The organism is Anaerocolumna sp. AGMB13025 (genome assembly GCF_029689925.1).
Lineage (GTDB): Bacteria > Bacillota > Clostridia > Lachnospirales > Lachnospiraceae > Anaerocolumna.
The window spans coordinates 893,099-913,318 of sequence record NZ_CP121445.1; the positions used below are offsets into that span (position 1 = coordinate 893,099).

16 protein-coding genes are annotated in these 20,220 nt (G+C 38.2%); 15 read left to right on the forward strand and 1 reads right to left on the reverse strand.

Annotation, left to right across the window (positions count from 1 at the left end; genetic code table 11):
• The first annotated feature begins 11 nt into the window (after nucleotides 1–11).
• The 9 genes from QA584_RS03810 (at nucleotide 12) to QA584_RS03850 (ending at nucleotide 10,761) form a co-directional block, all read left to right on the forward strand.
• Entirely contained in the window at nucleotides 12–890 is an 879-nt protein-coding gene (locus QA584_RS03810; protein ID WP_278273178.1) for a branched-chain amino acid ABC transporter permease, read from the forward strand.
• A gap of 7 nt (nucleotides 891–897) precedes the next feature.
• Nucleotides 898–1,896 carry a branched-chain amino acid ABC transporter permease gene (locus QA584_RS03815; protein WP_278273179.1) on the forward strand — a complete coding sequence of 333 codons (999 nt, stop codon included), beginning with the start codon at nucleotides 898–900 and terminating at the stop codon, nucleotides 1,894–1,896.
• Nucleotides 1,897–1,917: 21 nt separating this feature from the next.
• Nucleotides 1,918–2,676 (forward strand): ABC transporter ATP-binding protein, encoded by a 759-nt coding sequence (locus QA584_RS03820; RefSeq protein WP_278273180.1) that lies wholly within the window; start codon nucleotides 1,918–1,920, stop codon nucleotides 2,674–2,676.
• 27 nt (nucleotides 2,677–2,703) lie between these two features.
• Nucleotides 2,704–3,414: an ABC transporter ATP-binding protein gene (locus QA584_RS03825; RefSeq protein ID WP_278273181.1), complete on the forward strand. Its 711-nt coding sequence runs from the start codon at nucleotides 2,704–2,706 to the stop codon at nucleotides 3,412–3,414.
• Between the two features lie 80 nt (nucleotides 3,415–3,494).
• Complete coding sequence (locus tag QA584_RS03830) at nucleotides 3,495–4,118, forward strand: cytidylate kinase-like family protein (RefSeq protein WP_278273182.1); 624 nt, start codon at nucleotides 3,495–3,497, stop codon at nucleotides 4,116–4,118.
• Between the two features lie 1,254 nt (nucleotides 4,119–5,372).
• Nucleotides 5,373–6,563: a pyridoxal phosphate-dependent aminotransferase gene (locus tag QA584_RS03835; RefSeq protein WP_278273183.1), complete on the forward strand. Its 1,191-nt coding sequence runs from the start codon at nucleotides 5,373–5,375 to the stop codon at nucleotides 6,561–6,563.
• A gap of 216 nt (nucleotides 6,564–6,779) precedes the next feature.
• Nucleotides 6,780–7,847, forward strand: coding sequence for a histidinol-phosphate transaminase (gene hisC, locus QA584_RS03840; RefSeq protein WP_278273184.1), 1,068 nt, complete (start codon nucleotides 6,780–6,782; stop codon nucleotides 7,845–7,847).
• Nucleotides 7,848–8,231: 384 nt separating this feature from the next.
• Nucleotides 8,232–9,899, forward strand: a complete 1,668-nt coding sequence (locus QA584_RS03845) for a glutamine--tRNA ligase/YqeY domain fusion protein (RefSeq protein WP_278275106.1) — start codon at nucleotides 8,232–8,234, stop codon at nucleotides 9,897–9,899.
• 13 nt (nucleotides 9,900–9,912) lie between these two features.
• Nucleotides 9,913–10,761, forward strand: a complete 849-nt coding sequence (locus QA584_RS03850; RefSeq protein ID WP_278273185.1) for a DUF2225 domain-containing protein — start codon at nucleotides 9,913–9,915, stop codon at nucleotides 10,759–10,761.
• 446 nt (nucleotides 10,762–11,207) lie between these two features.
• Here the strand turns inward: QA584_RS03850 and QA584_RS03855 are convergent, their stop codons facing one another.
• Complete coding sequence (locus tag QA584_RS03855; protein ID WP_278273186.1) at nucleotides 11,208–11,942, reverse strand: DUF6062 family protein; 735 nt, start codon at nucleotides 11,940–11,942, stop codon at nucleotides 11,208–11,210.
• A 78-nt stretch (nucleotides 11,943–12,020) separates the two neighbouring features.
• Here QA584_RS03855 and QA584_RS03860 point away from each other — a divergent pair, with 78 nt between their 5' ends.
• The 6 genes from QA584_RS03860 (at nucleotide 12,021) to guaB (ending at nucleotide 20,032) form a co-directional block, all read left to right on the forward strand.
• Nucleotides 12,021–12,221 (forward strand): hypothetical protein, encoded by a 201-nt coding sequence (locus QA584_RS03860; RefSeq protein ID WP_278273187.1) that lies wholly within the window; start codon nucleotides 12,021–12,023, stop codon nucleotides 12,219–12,221.
• A 1,141-nt stretch (nucleotides 12,222–13,362) separates the two neighbouring features.
• The gene (locus QA584_RS03865) at nucleotides 13,363–13,650 is read left to right on the forward strand and encodes a co-chaperone GroES (protein ID WP_278273188.1); all 288 of its coding nucleotides are present in this window, start codon (nucleotides 13,363–13,365) and stop codon (nucleotides 13,648–13,650) included.
• A 34-nt stretch (nucleotides 13,651–13,684) separates the two neighbouring features.
• A complete protein-coding gene (gene groL, locus QA584_RS03870; protein WP_278273189.1) occupies nucleotides 13,685–15,307 on the forward strand; it encodes a chaperonin GroEL in 1,623 nt (540 codons plus the stop codon).
• A 352-nt stretch (nucleotides 15,308–15,659) separates the two neighbouring features.
• Nucleotides 15,660–16,826 carry an IS110 family transposase gene (locus tag QA584_RS03875; protein ID WP_278271556.1) on the forward strand — a complete coding sequence of 389 codons (1,167 nt, stop codon included), beginning with the start codon at nucleotides 15,660–15,662 and terminating at the stop codon, nucleotides 16,824–16,826.
• A gap of 506 nt (nucleotides 16,827–17,332) precedes the next feature.
• Complete coding sequence (locus QA584_RS03880; RefSeq protein WP_278273190.1) at nucleotides 17,333–17,830, forward strand: DUF6106 family protein; 498 nt, start codon at nucleotides 17,333–17,335, stop codon at nucleotides 17,828–17,830.
• 747 nt (nucleotides 17,831–18,577) lie between these two features.
• Nucleotides 18,578–20,032 (forward strand): IMP dehydrogenase, encoded by a 1,455-nt coding sequence (gene guaB, locus QA584_RS03885; protein ID WP_278273191.1) that lies wholly within the window; start codon nucleotides 18,578–18,580, stop codon nucleotides 20,030–20,032.
• Nucleotides 20,033–20,220: the final 188 nt, after the last annotated feature.

Genomic DNA, 20,220 nt, shown 5'->3' on the forward strand with positions numbered 1-20,220 from the left:
GGTGATATTTAATGGTCAGCATAATCGAACAATTCATTAACGGATTACGTTCCGGCAGTATTTATGCTTTAATCGCATTAGGATATACCATGGTTTATGGTATTGCCAAAATGATTAATTTTGCCCATGGAGATATCATTATGGTAGGTGCCTACACCTTATATGTAGCCACTGTAGGCTTAAAAATGCCGATTATCGCGGCAATTTTATTTACCATAGTAGTATGTGCCATTCTGGGTATTACAATAGAGAAAGTTGCTTATAAACCCCTTAGGAAGGCTCCGGCCCTGGCGGTATTAATTACAGCAATTGGTATGAGCTTTCTATTGCAAAGTGTCGCACTATTAATTTTTAAAGCGAACCCCATTACATTTAAATCAATCATTAATGTAAAAGCCATATCTATTGGGGGAGTTACCATTAATGGCATCACTATTGTGACCCTGGTAGTAACCACAATCTGCATGATTGCCTTAACCTTATTCATAAACAAGACCAAAGCCGGAAGTGCTATGAGAGCTGTTTCGGAAGACAAGGCTGCGGCAGAATTAATGGGTATCAATGTAAATCGTACCATATCCATGACCTTTGCCATAGGTTCTGCCCTGGCAGCAGTTGCAGGTATTATGTTCGTGTGCCAGTTCCAGTCCATTAAACCGACTTTAGGAGCCCTTCCTGGAATTAAAGCCTTTGTTGCCGCAGTACTAGGCGGTATCGGCAGCGTACCGGGAGCAATGCTTGGCGGTATTTTGCTTGGTGTCATCGAAAGTATTTCCAAAGCATATATTTCTACCGAACTTTCCGATGCCATTGTATTCGGCGTTTTAGTTCTGGTTCTCTTAGTAAAGCCGTCCGGACTCCTTGGCAAGAACCGGATCGAGAAAGTGTAGGTGGAGTATGAGCAAAGAGGTGAAAGGAAATATGGGGCACAAAAACAATCTGATCAATAAAAAAAATATCATTCGTCTGGCAACTATTATAGCAGTATATATCGTGATTGTTATTTTAGTGGATGGTAATATATTAAACCGTCAGTTTAAGTCCTTATTGGTTCCGATCGGTATTAATATTATACTGGCTGTGTCCCTGAATCTGACGACAGGATTTTTAGGAGAGCTGTCCTTAGGACATGCAGGATTCATGGCAATTGGTGCATACACTGGCTCAATCTTTACGTTACATGCTAATTTACCGGGAGGTCTTGAATTTTTACTCGGTATCCTCCTTGGGGGTATTGTAGCAGCAATCTTTGGTGTAATAATCGGTGTTCCTGTTTTAAGGTTAAAAGGTGACTATCTGGCTATTGTAACTCTGGCTTTTGGTGAAATTATCCGTTCTATCGTCAACTTTTTAGGAATAACCGGAGGAGCCATGGGACTTTCTAAGATTCCAAGATACTCGAACTATACCTGGACCTATGCTATCATGATCGTAACCCTTTTGGTAATTGTAAATCTAGTTAACTCCAGGCACGGCAGGGCAATCAAAGCCATTCGTGATAATTATATTGCAGCCGAGTCCATCGGTATTAAGGTCAGCCGCTATAAAATTATGGCCTTTGTAATCGCAGCATTTTTTGCCGGAATTGCCGGTGTCTTATACGGTCATCACTTGAGTATCGTAAAGCCTGGGGATTTTGATTATAATAAATCCATTGAAATCCTGGTTATCGTCGTTTTAGGCGGTATGGGAAGCATTAAAGGGTCGGTTATTTCTGCAATTATCTTAACCATTTTACCAGAAATGCTCCGTGCGGCCGACGATTTCAGAATGTTACTGTACGCTATCGTACTAATTGCAATGATGCTGTTTAACTCCTCCGGTATCCGTACCAAGTTAGAGGAAAGCGGCAAATTGCCCAAACTGCCCTTACTTGCAAAAAGTAAAGCAAAATAAAGAAGGGGAAGGTGGATGAATATGGCTTTATTAGAAGTGAAAAATCTGGGAATCTCCTTCGGGGGACTCCGGGCTGTTGATAATGTAAATCTTAATATAGAAAAAGGTCAGCTCTATGGTCTAATCGGACCCAACGGAGCAGGTAAAACAACAATTTTTAATCTGCTGACCGGTGTTTACCGTCCTACTGACGGAACCATCAAAATAGACGGAGTCGATCTGGTTGGAAAATCTCCTTCTGAAATCTGTCAGTCAGGCATTGCCAGGACCTTTCAGAATATCCGGTTATTTAAAAAAATGAGTGTGCTGGATAATGTAAAGACAGCACTTCACAACCAGACAAAGTATTCCCTGGCAACCAGTTTTTTCAGACTGCCTTCTTATTTTAAATCAGAAAAGCAAATGAATGAGAAAGCCATGGAGATATTAAAGGTCTTCGATCTGGACGGTCAGGCAGACTATCTTGCCAGTAACCTGCCTTATGGAAAGCAGAGAAAACTGGAAATTGCAAGAGGATTGGCAACCAATCCAAAACTTTTGCTGTTAGATGAACCCGCTGCCGGTATGAATCCCAATGAAACAGCAGAGTTAATGGAAACCATCCGTCTGGTAAGAGACCGCTATCAGATAACCATACTGTTAATTGAGCATGATATGAAACTGGTAACCGGAATCTGCGAAAAATTACTGGTATTAAACTTCGGTACAGAGCTTGCAGCCGGTACTCCGGAAGAGGTTTTAAATAATCCCGAAGTAATCACCGCTTATCTTGGTGAATAATTTTGGGGAAAGAATGGAGGAATTCCCATGGCAATGTTGACAATTAAGGACCTTCAGGTCTATTACGGAGTAATACAGGCAATAAAAGGCATCTCCTTTGAAGTAAATGAAGGGGAAGTAATTGCATTAATTGGTGCCAATGGTGCCGGTAAAACCACAATTCTTCATACTATCACCGGTTTGGTAGATGCCAAAGAAGGAAGTATTTTGTTTGAGGGAAATGATTTAACTAAAATTCCTGCTCATAAAATCGTATCCTTAGGTATGGCTCATGTACCGGAGGGCAGAAGAATCTTTGCGGAACTGACGGTATTTGAGAATTTAAAAATGGGTGCATATACCAGAACAGATAAAAAAGAAATTGAAGACACCATAAAAAAAGTATATAAGCGTTTTCCCCGTCTGGAGGAAAGAAAGAGCCAGATAGCAGGAACTTTAAGCGGCGGCGAGCAGCAAATGCTTGCCATGGGACGTGCCTTAATGTCCCATCCCAGAATTATACTGATGGATGAACCCTCTATGGGCTTATCACCATTATTTGTATCCGAAATATTTGATATCATAAAAGAAATAAGTGAAAGCGGCACCACCGTATTATTAGTAGAACAAAATGCAAAAAAAGCATTATCCATCGCAAACCGTGCATATGTATTAGAGACCGGCAACATTGTTTTAGAAGGCGATGCCAAGGAACTTATGAACAATGACTCTGTGAAGAAGGCTTATTTAGGAGAATAAGAGACAGTTGTAGATCTTAAATTTATATGACTTATGGGAATGCCTTGAAGCAGGTATTCCTATAAGTGAAGGAGGTTACTATGGAGCATTATGTAATTACCATTGCCAGAGGTTATGGCAGCGGCGGTAAGACCATGGGCATGATGTTAGCGGAAGAATTGGGGATTCACTTTTACGACCGGGAATTGTTACGGTTAGCATCGGATGAGAGCGGTATCAATGAAGAATTATTCGGAAGGGCAGACGAAAAGTTAAAACAAAGCCTGCTATTCCGCATCGCCAGAAAAGAATATAAAGGGGAGTTAATCCCGCCGGACCGTGAGGATTTCGTCTCAAATGATAACCTGTTCAACTATCAGGCTAAGGTAATAAAGCAGATTGCCGAACAGGAATCCTGTGTTATTGTAGGAAGATGCGCCGACTATATCTTAAAGGATATGGACAACGTGGTGAAAATCTTTGTCCATGCTTCCTTAGAGGACTGCGTGGGAAGATTAAAAGGGATGTTCAGCCTGCCGGAAAAAGAGTTGGAGAAAAAGGTTATTACCACGGATAAACGCCGTGCGGCTTACTACAAATACTACACTGGTAGAAATTGGGAAGATGCCCAGAACTATGATCTATGTCTTAACAGCCAGCAGTTAGGTTTTGATAAGGGCGTGCAGATTGTTAAGAATTATTTGGATATACGGTTTCAGAAATAGGTTTAAGGGTACCTGAATTAGGTATGATAAAAATTATTTGGGTTGTGAAACTTCGCTGTTTTAAGGTTGTTGGATACTTGATAAAATCAGTTTTTTAGTCTTTGATGAAAGCATCGATTATGATATCTTTCATAAGCTTAGGATTCTTCGTCTGAATTTACTAATGGCTTTCTCCTGGGGAAAGCAAGACCTAATATGCACAAACTCCTCGCGCTGCTCGTCAGACAGTGTGCATTTTAGGTCTTAACCCCAGGAGAAAGCCATAAGTAAATTTCAGACTCAGAATGAAGCGCTTATGAAAGATATCATAATCATGCTTTCAGAGGGAGAGTTTTGGCTGATTTTATCAAGTATTTTTTGTTGCTGGCTGCGAAGTTAGGGAAGGTTATGGGTTTATGGATTTGAAGTAGAGAAAAAATTTTTGACTTTATAGTATTGTAGAGGCGAAGTATTGATGATAAAATGTAAATAAATGGGATGAGATAGGGGTTATAATGAAACTTAAAAGATTATTTGTAATATCATTTGCTGTATTATTTTTTTATCAATGTCAACAAATTCTGCAATGGCAGCTACTTATGTTGGTGCCATTTGTTCAACTACTGGGTATACTAGAATTGGGGAGTTAATAGTATAGGCTCTTCCGGCGGATATGCTACTTTAGATATAATGGCAATGAATGTTTACTTGCATTATGTGGATTCCGCGTATATTAGGCTTGACATGAAAAAAGCAATGGTACTATAACAACAATGTATTTTACTGCATCACAAGGACAGTCATTATATTTTGGGAATGATTATGTGCAATATACGGTTTATGCCATGTTACCATCCCAATTAAAAAAGCATCCTTCGGGATGCTTTTTTTAATACATTAGAAAATTAAAATACACAGCTTTAAGGACATATATCCAAAGACTAAGGCAGGGGAAGGGGGTCTGGTGGGGGCGGTTTATATTGGGAAGGTTCCTGATGTCACTTAAACTCTGTGATGTGCGCCAAGGGAGCAAAGAGTAACTGTCTGAGCGTAAGCGAGTTTTACTCTTTGCTCCCTGCTATAAGCACACCACAGAGTTTCTAGTGACATCAGGGTTCTTCCCCTATAAACCGCCCCCACCAGACCCCCTTCCCCTGCCGCCCCCTTTAGACTAACCTAAAAGCAAGCCCACAAGAAAACCTTGCAATTCAATACGTTACTGTGCTATACTAATCGAAATTAGATACGCAATAACAAAGAAAAGAGGATGCTGCAATGATATCAAATAAAATGGTTGGTTTGGTGCAAAATAGTTCTGTTATCCGTGCAATGTTTGAAGAAGGAAAAAGGCTTGCGTCTATATACGGAGCAGAGAATGTCTTTGACTTTAGTTTAGGTAATCCAAGCGTCGAACCGCCGAGAGCAGTCAAGGACGCGGTAATAGAGGTAATCAATGAAGAAAATGCTAATCTGGTGCATGGATATATGAATAATTCCGGATATGAAGAGGTCAGAGAAGCCATTGCAGCTTCGATCAATAAAAAATTTGCAACTGCATTTGGGCAGGAAAATATAGTAATGACAGTAGGCGCTGCCGGCGGGTTGAATGTGGTATTAAAGACACTTTTAAATCCAGGAGAAGAGGTAATTGTTTTTGCACCTTTTTTTGGTGAATACCGGAATTATGTCAGCAACTTTGACGGAGAATTAGTGGTGGTAAGCCCCAATACAGAAACCTTTCAGCCCAATCTGAACGAATTTGAGAGTAAAATAACAGCAAAGACGAAAGCTGTTATTGTAAATACACCTAATAATCCTACAGGAGTAGTATATTCGGAGGAGACCATTAAAGCGCTGGCGGATATATTAAACCGCAGGCAAAGTGAGCTTGGGACCTCTATTTACTTAATCTCTGATGAACCCTATAGAGAACTGGTTTATGACGGAATTGAAGTACCTTATTTAACAAAATATTATAATAATACAATTGTAGGATATTCCTACAGTAAATCCTTATCCTTACCTGGTGAAAGAATTGGTTATCTGGTGATACCGAATGAGGTAGATGATTTTTCTGAGGTAGTGGCAGCGGCCAATGTTGCCAACCGTATTTTAGGTTTTGTGAATGCTCCGTCATTAATTCAGCGGGTAGTTGCCAAGTGTTTGGATTCTGAGGTGGATGTTTCTGTTTATAACCGTAACCGGGAATTACTTTACAACAGCTTAATTGAATATGGTTATACCTGTGTGAAGCCAGAAGGTGCTTTTTACTTATTTATAAAGGCTTTGGGAGAAGATGATAAAGCTTTTTCTGCGGCAGCTAAAGAACATAATATACTTATTGTACCGGGTTCTTCCTTTGGCTGTCCGGGATACTGCCGAATAGCTTATTGTGTGGATTATAAGACTATTGAAGGTTCTTTAAGTGGTTTTAAAAAGCTGGCTGAGGAATATTTAGCGAAGTAGATCAGGATTAGGATGTAATTTTCTGAAACGAATGCAGCAGAAGAGGTATCTTTATAAGATAAAGGTGGTTAGCATTATTTGGGAATTGGGCAAAATGAGAGGACAAGTGTGAAAGAAAATTTAAGTAAGAAAGGTTGCCATTTGTGGATTCTTTCACCCTTTTATTATTTGTGGCAGTATCGCAGGCCGACCTGCGATATGCAATGGGTGTAAATTATGAAAAACTGGGAAAAGAATATAAGAAAAGTGATTCCCTATGTGCCGGGAGAACAACCGGATGCACCGGGGATGGTTAAGTTAAATACCAATGAAAATCCTTATCCGCCTGCGCCAGGTGTTAGGAAAGCGATACAGGAATTTCAGGTGGATAAGTTAAAGCTATACCCGGATCCGACTGCAGGGATATTGGTAAAAGCACTGGCCGATTATTATCAGCTTAAAGAAGACCAGGTTTTTGTTGGGGTTGGTTCGGATGATGTACTTGCGATGGCTTTTATGACATTTTTTAATTCGGATAAACCGATTTTGTTCCCGGATATTACCTATTCGTTTTATGATGTATGGGCGGAATTATTGCACATACCATATGAAAGACCAGTTCTTAATGAGGATTTCAGGATAAGAAAAGAAGATTACTACAGGGAAAATGGTGGAATTGTAATTGCCAATCCCAATGCACCGACTTCCCTATATGAAGATGTGGGTTTTATCAGAGATATTCTGGAACATAATCAGGATTCCATTGTAATTGTAGATGAGGCTTATATCGATTTTGGTGGAACAAGTTCATTGGACCTGATTAAGGAATTTGACAATCTTTTAGTGGTCCAGACCTTTTCCAAGTCCCGTTCCATGGCTGGGCTGCGGATTGGTTATGCCATGGGAAGTTCTGTGCTGATTAAAGCCCTGAATGATGTAAAATATTCATATAATTCTTATACCATGAACCAGACATCAATTTATTTTGGGGTGGAAGCAGTAAAGGATGAGGCATATTTTAAGGAATGCCTGGGCAGGATTATCGATACCAGGGAATGGACCAAAAAGGAATTAGGAAAACTGGGTTTTTCTTTTCTTGATTCCAAAACCAATTTTATCTTTGCTGCACACAAGGATATTCCGGCAGAAGAAATCTTTTTGGCGTTAAAGGCTAAAAATATATTTGTAAGATATTTTAACAAACCAAGAATAAGTAATTATCTTCGTATTACGATTGGTACCGGGGAAGAAATGGAGAAGCTGGTAAAAGCTTTAAAGGTTATTGTTTTCGATGCCTCAAAATAAATAGTATCAGCCCTTCCGGCGATGATGCCAGGAAGGGCTTTTCCTGTTATGGGAAATTTGTCCTCTTTTTTTACAATCTGATTTTGAAAACTGATACTTTCATGGATACTTTAAAAAGATTTTGAATGCATTATATTGAGGTACCGCATCTGTACAATAAGATAACAGTGCCTTTTATTTGCCTGTATATACAGAAAAACACTTCACAAAACCACGGGTTTAGAGTGTAACTTTCGATAAACTTTATTTTTTTACCTGCTTTGACTATTAAAAATAATTGTGGTATGATATAGCTTATGAAAACATACTGCTTTTTAAGGAGGAATTGCCATGGATAATGACGGCATAGGGCTAGAAAACCAGGAACTGCGTAAAGATACGGATATGCAGGCAGATAAGGAAATTATTTCTAAGAATTTTATAGAGCAAATTATTGATAAGGATATAAAGGAAGGTAACTGTACTACAGTTACAACCAGATTCCCGCCGGAACCCAATGGCTATCTCCATATCGGACATGCCAAATCCATCCTGTTAAATTACGGATTGGCGAAAAAATACGGCGGAAAGTTCAACTTAAGATTTGATGATACGAATCCTACTAAGGAAAAAACGGAATTTGTAGAATCTATCATTGCGGATGTAAAATGGATTGGCGGCGAATTTGAAGACAGATTGTTTTTTGCCTCCGATTATTTTGAGCAAATGTATGAAGGAGCTGTTAAACTGATTAAGAAGGGTAAGGCATATGTCTGTGAACTTACTGCCGATGAAATCAGAGAATACAGAGGTACTTTAACGGAACCTGGTAAGAACAGTCCTTACAGAGACCGTACCATTGAAGAGAATCTGGCACTATTTGAAGGAATGAAGAATGGGGAATATCCGGACGGCTCTAAAGTACTTCGTGCCAAAATTGATATGGCATCCCCAAACATTAACATGAGGGACCCTATAATTTACCGTATTGCCAGAATGACCCACCACAATACCGGTGATACCTGGTGTATTTATCCTATGTACGATTTTGCGCACCCAATAGAAGATGCCATTGAAGGAGTAACCCATTCCATCTGTACCCTGGAGTTTGAAGACCATAGACCTTTATATGACTGGGTAGTGACAGAACTGGAATATGTAAATCCTCCGAAGCAGATCGAATTTGCCAAAATGTATCTTACTAATGTAATTACCGGAAAGAGATATATTAAGAAATTGGTAGAGGAAGGCATCGTAGACGGCTGGGATGATCCAAGATTAGTATCCATCAGCGCTCTGCGCAGAAGAGGTTTTACTCCGGAATCCATTAAGACCTTTATGGAACTTTGCGGAGTTTCCAAGAGCCAGAGTTCTGTTGATTATTCCATGTTAGAATACTGTATCCGTGAGGACTTAAAATTAAAGAGACCAAGGGTTATGGCAGTGCTTGACCCGGTTAAATTAATCATTACTAACTATCCGGAAGGTCAGGTTGAATATGTTGAGGCCTCCAATAACCAGGAAAATGAAGAAATGGGTGTAAGACAAGTTCCCTTTAGCCGGGAATTGTACATTGACAGACAGGATTTTATGATTGAGCCGCCAAAGAAATATTTCCGTTTATTTCCCGGCAATGAAGTACGTTTAATGAATGCTTATTTTGTAACCTGTACGGATTATGTAACGGATCAGGACGGTAATGTGACAGAAGTACATTGCACCTATGATCCCGAAACTAAGAGTGGAAGCGGGTTTACAGGTCGTAAAGTAAAAGGCACCATACATTGGGTTGCAGCATCGACAGCAGAAAAAGCCGAAGTAAGATTATATGAGAATATTGTAGATGAGGAAAAAGGTGTATATAATGAAGACGGAAGCCTGAATTTGAATCCGAATTCCATCACCGTATTAAAGGAATGCTATATTGAGCCAAGCGTAAAAGGCGCAAAAGCTTATGAAAGCTATCAATTTTTAAGACATGGTTATTTTTGTATTGATTCTAAGGATTCTACAGAGGATCATTTAGTATTTAACCGGATTGTGTCCCTTAAGAGCTCATATAAACCCGAATAGAGGAGGAAGAAGAATGGCAAATTTATTTTCAGGGCTGGAAGCCTTTGGACTTGGTAAAATGTCTGACTTGGAAGTTTATGCTCCGGATGATAAAAGCAGTAAAAAGCCCGGTGATGGAACCGAGGCGGAAGAAAAAAAAGTAGTAGAAGCTGATTTGATATTTGATAAAAGTTACACCTGCCCTGTTTGTGATAAAGAGTTCAAGTCAAAAACGGTTAAAACCGGTAAAGTTAAGCTAATATCTGCCGATACGGATTTACGACCTAAATATCAGCTTGTGGATTCACTGAAATACGATGCAATCGTATGCCCTCATTGCGGATATTCTGCTCTTAACCGTTTCTTTAATTATATGACCTCTGCTCAAGCAAAGTTAATTAAAGAACAGATTTCGTCATCTTTTAAAGGCATTAGAACAGACGGCGAAGTATTTTCATATGATGACGCCATTGCAAGACATAAATTGGCTTTGGTTAATACTATCGTTAAAAAAAGCAAATTAAGTGAACGTGCCTATACTTGTTTAAAAACAGCCTGGCTCCTTCGCGGTAAGGCAGAAAGCCTGGCTGCAGAAAATGGGGAGGCTAACAAGGATACCATTACTCAATTGCAAAAGGAAGAACTGGAATTCCTTACAAACGCATATGAAGGATTCCTGGAAGCATTTTCAAAGGAAATGTTCCCTATGTGCGGAATGGATGAAAACACCATGACCTACTTAGTTGCAGATTTGGCCAGAAGAGTCGGTAAATACGAAGAATCCAGCAGATGGATTTCAAAAGTATTGATTGCCAGGGATGCAAATGAAAGAATTAAGACAAAAGCAAGGGAATTAAAAGAGCTTTTGAAACCGAATCTATAATCTTTACAGAATAGAATGAAAATATAAAAACGGAGCCGCCTTAATTATGGATATCATATAGAGTACATAAAATATATTCCATAAAGAGGGTTGGCTCTTAATTATTTACATAGTTTAAAATAAAATGTGTGCTGGTAATGAAAAAATACCAACACTCATTGTCATACCTAATTAAACGAAAGACTAAGGCGGTAACCTGGGAGGCTTGTAATTTTTTTGTGTTGGAAAGGTTCCTCATGAAACTTAAAACTTAGAGAACTGCGTCAAGGGTGAAAAGAGTAATTGTCTGAGCGAAGCGAGTTTTACTCTTTTCACCCTGTTATAAGCAGTTCTCTAAGTTTTTAGTATCATGAGGGTTCTTTCCCTACAAAAAAATTACAAGCCTCCCAGGTTACTGCCGCCCCCTTTATACATTTACCGTATTGTATAAGAAAGATTTAGGTATTCTACTTTGAAACCGCATCCTTATTTATTAAGCTGTTGGTTTTAATCATAGTACGTGGAAGCGCATCTTTTGAATTTTTCCAGGGTTCATTCACATAACGGTAATCAAATTTATCAGTAAACCATTCCAGCTCGTCCCTAACACGTTTCATATTCTCCAGGTATACGAAATTCAGAGATTTCATAAAATCTTCGGCACGGTCTGTTTTTAGATGTTTTGGTGCTTCTTCATATAAAAGACCGTAATGGGAAGTACAAAAGCCCTTTGATTGCTTCAATTTATTTCGAAATTCGTCATCATTTTGATAAAGTAAGAATATGGTATCGATATAGCGGTTAAATGTATTATTTATTCGTTCACAGATGTAGCAGGAATTATCTATGTGGTCTATATAGGCTTTAACACCGGAGAGTTCGGTTTTCTTCTTAAATAAAGAAGGGGAGGATACTTTTCCGGTATTGGCTAATTTTTCTATGTCTTTTATTGTTTTGTCCATATGGGTTTTTAGCATAAGTGCCAATCCCAGACGATTTTGGTTTTCATATAATTTTTCTATGTGATGGCTGCAGAACCCGATTTTGTCAGTTTCTGCCCTTACGTCATCTTCCATATAGCTTGGTCCCATTGTAAAGTCAATGGCATTGTCTTCCAGGGTTTTCTTCATCAGACAGATGGGGCACTCGCAGTCTGCTTGAAATGCTTCATTTACCGGTATGGTGTATAATTTTTCTTTCAATTTAATCCCTGCCTTTGGTTTTTCATTTATTATAGCATAGGAGGGGGGGCTTCGCAATTGGTGTTTGGGGGCGCTTTGATGAATAAGGGGGGCGCTTTGGGAAGGGACGCTTTGCGGGGAGGTTGTGAATATGCGGGAGTATCCTGTTTTGTATTTTCTGTTCGGGAAAGATTCCCTATCGTTTCTAATGCTCTGGGTATCGTTTATAACATTAAATCAGAGCCAGAACTCCTCATGAGTTATTCTAACTCATTCGTCAAACAGCTGGCTCTGATTTAATTGGCACGATTCCCAGATCATAAGAAACGATGGGATTCTTTCAATTCACAGAAAATACAAAACAGGATACTCCCGCATATCGTAAGTTTTTGGGCAAAGCTGATATTGGATAATGCGAATGATTAAGTAAAGCAGTATTTGAGTAAAGGTAATTGGAGAGCAAAGCTGATATTGGATAAAGTGAATGATTAAGTTAAGCAGTATTGAGTAAAGGTAAATGGAGTAAAGCTGACATTGAATAAAGTGAATGATTAAGTTAAGCAGTATTTGAGTAAAGGTAAATGGAATAAAGCTGATATTGGATAAAGATAAATTGGGAAAAGAGATATTGTTCAAAGCTAATATGGATCAAAGTAGATGTGTAATGTTATATTATAAGCTGATAGTAGCAAAGTTGACTCGTAGCAGTTTGCTTGTTCAATAGGCATGCTTGGGGATTAGTTTGGGAAAATTAGATGGGGATGTCGATAAAAAGTTAAGAAGGTATACAGCTGTAATTAAAAAGCATTATTCAGTATTGTTTAATATTTAAGTTGATTTACGTTTGGGATACATCTGTGATATGATTGGGATATGTTTGTGTGATTGGGATATACTTGCGATATGTTTGGGATATGTTTGGTCCTATGTCAAGTTTGCGATATAAGTGTGATATAATGTACAATTATTTGGTTTATTATTTATAGCTTATTAATTTCGTTATCATATGTTCATTTCTCATAAGTATACGTATGATTTTACTAATTATGGGAATGTTTAATTATTATGGGGATTTCGGGGGTAAGTTTTAAATAAGTCTTTATATGGGAAGGAAGGTATCGTGTTTAAAAGGTTAGGAATGAAGGTTAGCAGGGATGTGAAAGGGTTTAGTCTGGCTTGATTTTCTTAGATATTATAAAAAAGTGAGAAAAAAAGAGATATAGAGACTATGCGTTAAAAAAGTTAATTTTAAAGGCTATTTTGCTTATTTTTTAAACAGAAGTAAATTTGCATAATAAAAGTAAATTTACTAATATATAGTTTATCAGTTAGCACTCAACTTAAGCGAGTGCTAATAATAAGTCAAGGACATACGGATTTGGATGTCTTTCAACATAAGCCTTTTAATCTTAAATAATTTATTTATAAGGAGGAAAATGATATGAAGTTAGTACCATTAGGAGACAAAGTAGTTTTAAAGCAATTAGTCGCTGAAGAAACAACAAAATCTGGTATCGTTTTACCAGGTCAGGCAAAGGAAAAACCACAGCAGGCGGAAGTTGTTGCAGTTGGTCCTGGCGGTGTTGTTGATGGTAAAGAAGTTACCATGCAGGTGAAGTCAGGAGATAAAGTAATCTATTCTAAATATGCCGGAACTGAAGTTAAATTAGGGGACGAAGAATTCATTGTTGTGAAACAGAACGATATTGTAGCTATTGTGGAAGACTAAGAATTTAAAATATCATTTATAGGAGGCAAATATAATGGCAAAGGAAATTAAATACGGCGCAGAAGCCAGAGCAGCATTGGAATCTGGTGTTAATCAGCTGGCTAATACAGTTAAAGTTACATTAGGACCGAAAGGAAGAAATGTTGTACTTGATAAATCATTTGGTGCTCCTTTAATTACCAATGATGGTGTTACTATCGCTAAAGAAATTGAATTAGAAGATGCTTTTGAAAACATGGGAGCTCAGTTAGTAAAAGAAGTTGCCACTAAGACAAATGATGTAGCTGGTGACGGAACTACTACAGCTACTGTTTTAGCTCAGGCTATGATTAATGAAGGTATCAAGAATCTGGCAGCAGGCGCTAACCCTATTATCTTAAGAAAAGGTATGCAAAAGGCAACAGAAGTAGCAGTTGATGCCATTAGCAAAATGAGCTCTACATTAACCGGAAAAGCTCAGATCGCTAGAGTAGCAGCCATCTCCGCAGGTGATGATTCTGTTGGCGAAATGGTAGCAGATGCGATGGAAAAAGTGTCTAATGACGGTGTTATTACCATTGAAGAATCCAAGACTATGAAAACAGAACTTGATTTAGTAGAAGGTATGCAGTTTGACAGAGGATATGTATCCGCTTACATGGCAACTGATATGGATAAGATGGAAGCTAACTTAGACAATCCTTACATCTTAATTACCGATAAAAAAATCTCCAATATCCAGGAAATCCTTCCTGTGTTAGAGCAGATCGTTCAAACCGGCGCAAGATTATTAATTATTGCAGAAGATTTAGAAGGCGAAGCTTTAACTACCATTATCATTAATAAATTAAAAGGTACTTTCACAGTTGTAGCTGTAAAAGCGCCTGGTTATGGTGACAGAAGAAAAGCTATGCTTCAGGATATCGCAATCTTAACCGGTGGTACTGTAATTTCTGATGAATTAGGCTTAGACTTAAAAGAAGTTACAATGGATCAGTTAGGACGTGCAAAATCTGTTAAAGTTCAGAAAGAAAACACAATCATCGTTGATGGTGAAGGCGATAAGAAAGATATCACTGCAAGAATTTCTCAGATTAAAGCTCAGATTGAAGAAACTACTTCTGAATTTGATAAAGAAAAATTACAGGAAAGACTTGCTAAACTTGCAGGCGGCGTAGCTGTTATCCGTGTTGGTGCTGCTACCGAAACCGAAATGAAAGAAAAGAAACTTCGTATGGAAGATGCTCTTGCAGCTACCAGAGCAGCAGTGGAAGAAGGTATTGTTGCAGGCGGCGGTTCTGCTTATATTCACGCATCCAAGGAAGTTGCCAAATTAGCAGCTGAATTAGAAGGCGATGAGAAAACAGGTGCCAACATTATATTAAAAGCTCTTGAAGCTCCTTTATTCTGTATTGTTGCTAATGCAGGTCTCGAAGGCTCCGTAGTAACTAACAAAGTAAAAGAACACAATCCTGGAATGGGATTTGACGCTTTAAAAGAAGAATATGTAGATATGGTATCAGCTGGTATTCTTGATCCTGCTAAGGTTACAAGAAGTGCACTTCAAAATGCTACCAGTGTTGCGTCTACTTTATTAACAACAGAATCAGTTGTTGCTAACATAAAATCCAATGAACCAGCTATGCCAGCAGGTGCAGGCGGAATGGGTATGATGTAATAAATACCTTTATAAATAAATCAAATTAGATAATGATAAGAAGTCCCAGAGTTTCTGATGAAATTCCTGGGACTTTTTTATTGCATAGGAAACTTCTTCGAACTTACCTCGTATGTTAAATTGATATTAGTTCCTTACTCTTTTCTTGAGTAAGTGTATACTGTTTATAGGCACTGTGGATTAGTCGAACTTACCTAACGCTTAGACGTTTGTTCATAGGCTATAACCACAGTTGCCTGCTTAAATGTTGATCAGTTAGATAACGCATGACGTTTTAATTAGCACGAGGCTACATAGCAGGCAGTTCTGTGGAATAAGCAACAGTGTCAATCTACTAAAAGGAGCTATTATTATGATTTACGTAGGCATTGATGTCGCAAAGAATAAACACGATTGTCTTATCACCAGTTCGGACGGCGAAATTCTTTTCCCTGTCTTCACCATTTCTAATGATCTTATTGGATTTTCTCTTTTGCTTCAACGTATGCAATCCTTCACCAATAACCCTGAAACAATAAAAATAGGGCTGGAAGCAACTGGTCATTATAGCAACAATATCGCTGATTTCCTCGCTAATAAAAACTACCACATTTTTATTATCAATCCGCTTCACACTAGTCTATACAAAAAAAGTCTAAGCTTTAGAAAGACGAAAACGGACAAGGCTGACGCCCAATCAATCGTATCAATGCTGATGACACAGAAGCTAACGCCCTATGCACCTGCATCATACCATGAAAAAGAACTAAAGTCACTAACAAGATATCGTTTTAACCTTGTAAAAGATTGCTCCAGGCTCAAAGTATCGTTCGCTAGGTTGATGAATATCATTTTTCCCGAATTAGAGAAAATAGTTCATGAACTACAGGTTAATTCGATTTATCACCTTATGAGTGAATACACCAATACTAACGCTATTTCAAAGGCTCATCTGACTCGTTTGACTAACCTTTTATCAAAACATTCAAAAGGTCACTATGGTCGTCAAAAAGCAATTGATATCAAAGAAGCAGCCAAACAATCAATCGGAACCTGCGATGGCATACAGACCATTGAATTACAACAAACCCTAGCTCGCATTTTTCTGCTGCAGGAACAAACCGAAGTGATTGAGAAAAGAATAAAAGAGATTGTTAAAAATATAGATTCTCCTTTTATAACGATTCCCGGTATTTCTTATACAACTGCAGCTATCATTCATGCCGAAATAGGTGATTTTTCTGATTTTTCTAATGCCGAAAAAATACTTGCATTTGCCGGAATGGAGCCATCTATCTATCAATCTGGGCAGTATACGTCTACCCATGCCAAAATGGTTAAAAGAGGCTCAAAATACCTGCGTTTCGCACTTTATACAGCCGCTAAAAATGTTGGTAAATGGGATACTAATTTCAGTTTATTCTTACAGAAAAAACTGGCAGAAGGAAAACCTTATAATGTTGCAGTTTCCCACGTTGCAAAAAAACTGGTCAGAGTTCTTTACTGTATGGAAATGAAACATGAAGCTTACATAAAGTAGTTCTTATCTCTCATATCAATTTTTCAAGGCAGCTTTCAAGGTGCTTTATTTGTCATGCTATTTTCAAGGTACAATTATATAACAGTAAACTAATATAAAATAACTACTTGACATAGTTAGTCTATGCAATAAAAAAGCCTTCCAGGCAGGATGCTCATGACGCACTTAAGGAAGATTGTCACTGTCGTGACAGTGCGTCAGCGCTAGAGTCTGGCGAGCCAGACTCTTTGTTCATGAAGGGAATTCTATTTACTGAGTAAAAATCTTTCGGATTAGTTGAAAATGAAGTAAAATGAAGTAATTGCATGTAATAACTTATTTTTTCGTGAATAATCATTAATTATTCGGGATAATTTAGAAAAATATTAGAATTATTTTAAGTTATAGGCTTTAACTTTAGCTTGAATTTTAGTATAATGTCAGAAGATAGACATGTTTGCTGAGAAGGGAAACGGTTTTTATTTAGAAGAATCTTAAATTAGAGAAATATACAGGAGGTAGGATGAATGAATGAATTATATGCGGAAGCAGGGGTAAAAAGGAAGGAGACCGCCGGAACCTATGCAATTCGCTTTTTATTAATTTTTGTAGCGATAATAGCATTCTTATTTACGTTCCAAAGTTCAATACTACTGTTTGTTGCAGCTATAGTAATTGTGGGCATAGTTTATATATTTCCAAGACTTAGCGTGGAATATGAATATGTATTTTGCGACGGTCAACTGGATTTTGATAAGATAATGGGTAATGCAAAGCGCAAAACGGCATTAAAGATTGATTTTGATCAGGTTGAGATTATGGCTCCGGAAGGTTCACATGCTCTCGATGGATATACCTATGTTAAGACCGTTGTTAAGGATTTCAGCTCCAGAAGTAAGGATACGAAACCTTATGTTATTATAGTTCGTCAAGGCGAGACTGCCACAAAAATACTGTTTGAGCCAAATGAAAAGATGATAAACTGCATCAAGCAAAAAAGCCCCAGAAAAGTTGCCCAGTATTAATAGCTGTGAAGCGCAGCCTTAACAATAATAATTATTATAATTTTCTATCAGAATTCTTTTAGGAGAATGAGAAGGTAAACCTTGTAGTCAAAACAGAAGGCGTTCCGGCTAAATCGTCGGTTCCTTTCAGTAAGACAAGTTAAGGGTTACAGATTTCATTCTCCTTATTTTTATATCACAGGAAAATTCTAAAAATCCTTACATAAAAGCTCTTGGCAGTCAGGCCGTTTATGATGTATTCAGGAATTATGTCATTTGCATGATAGTTTACCAGCTTAAGAGTCTGGCAAATCAGACATTTATTATTTTAAGAGGGAAAGTTCTCTGAACTATCCTATAGGATAAAGACAGGATCTGCAGGAGACTACTCCGCGGAGAGAAAGTTATTGCTGTGCAATCTGTTCAGACGCGAAAGTGTCAGCTTGCTGACACTTTATTCTTCTATAGAAATTGTGTCTTATTACACCAAAGCTCTACAATGAAGGCACACTTCGTAAAGAGAAGGTTAAGTACTGCGTAATCCGCTCAGGCTCAATCGTGTCAATAACCAGAGCATTATTCTAGAATAAATCAGAAAGACAGATGTACGCGAGGTACGGACTGACGTGGTTTTATGTTTTTTTACAAAAGACAAGATAATTATTGATTAGTTATTGACAAGCATACCTTAATTGGTTATACTTTTAAAAATCAATAAAAATAAAACCCCAAAACGTGCAAACCTATAAGAAAGAGAGGATAATTAGAATGGGAACTATAATCGGTGAAGGAATTACCTTTGACGACGTCCTGTTAGTGCCGGCATATTCAGAAGTGATACCGAATGAAGTCGACATATCTACGTATTTGACACAGTCAATCAAGTTAAATATTCCAATGATGAGTGCAGGAATGGACACAGTTACTGAGCATAGAATGGCAATTGCCATGGCTAGACAAGGCGGTATTGGTGTTATTCACAAGAATATGTCAATTGCTAAGCAGGCGGATGAGGTAGACAAGGTAAAGCGTTCAGAGAATGGAGTAATCACAGATCCATTTTATTTATCACCGGAGCATACTCTGGATGATGCCAATGAATTAATGGCGAAGTACAGAATTTCAGGAGTTCCTATTACAGAAGGCAAAAAATTGGTTGGTATTATTACGAACCGCGATTTAAAGTTTGAAACCGATTTTTCCAGAAAAATAAAAGACTGTATGACTTCAGAAGGCTTAATCACAGCACAGGAAGGCATCACCTTAGATGAAGCTAAGAAGATATTAGCTTCCGCAAGGAAAGAAAAATTACCGATCGTTGATAAGGATGGTAATTTAAAAGGTCTTATTACCATAAAAGATATTGAAAAGCAGATTAAATATCCAATGTCTGCAAAAGACTCCCAGGGACGTTTAAGATGTGCTGCAGCAGTTGGTGTTACTTCTAATATATTAGAACGTGTGGAGGCCCTTGTTAATGCCAAGGTTGACGCAATTGTAGTTGATACTGCCCATGGACATTCTGCCAATGTTCTTAAAGTTGTTCAGATGGTCCATGAAACCTATCCCGAACTGCAGATTATTGCAGGTAATGTTGCAACCGGAGAAGCTACGGAAGCTTTAATTAAAGCCGGTGTCAGCGCAGTTAAGGTTGGTATCGGACCTGGTTCCATATGTACGACAAGAGTCGTAGCAGGTATTGGTGTACCCCAGATAACCGCTATTATGGATTCTTATAACGTAGCAAAGAAATATGGTATTCCCATTATTGCAGACGGTGGTATTAAGTACTCCGGAGATATGACTAAGGCTATTGCTGCCGGTGCTAACGTATGTATGATGGGTAGTATATTTGCAGGCTGTGATGAAAGTCCCGGAGAATATGAATTGTTCCAGGGAAGAAAATATAAAGTATACCGTGGAATGGGTTCTATAGCTGCCATGGAAAACGGAAGCAAGGACAGATATTTCCAGAGTAATGCTAAAAAATTAGTACCAGAAGGTGTAGAAGGCCGTGTGGCATATAAAGGAACCGTTGAAGATACGGTATTCCAGTTAATCGGCGGTCTCAGATCCGGTATGGGATATTGCGGAACCGGTACCATTGAAGCGCTGAAAACAAACAGCAAATTTGTAAAAATTTCCGCAGCTTCCCTAAAAGAAAGTCACCCCCACGACATTCATATTACCAAGGAAGCCCCGAACTATAGCGTAGACGAATAGAAAGAGTAACATCGGTGCTTCCTTTGGAGGCACCCGAACTATAGCGTAGACGAATAGAAAGAGTAACATCGGTGCTTCCTTTGGAGGCACCCGGACTACAAAACAATTAAGAACCTCTCAGGATTAATCTTGGGAGGTTTTGTGTTGTCTTAATTGAAATAAAAAACTATATATATAAAGATAATTAA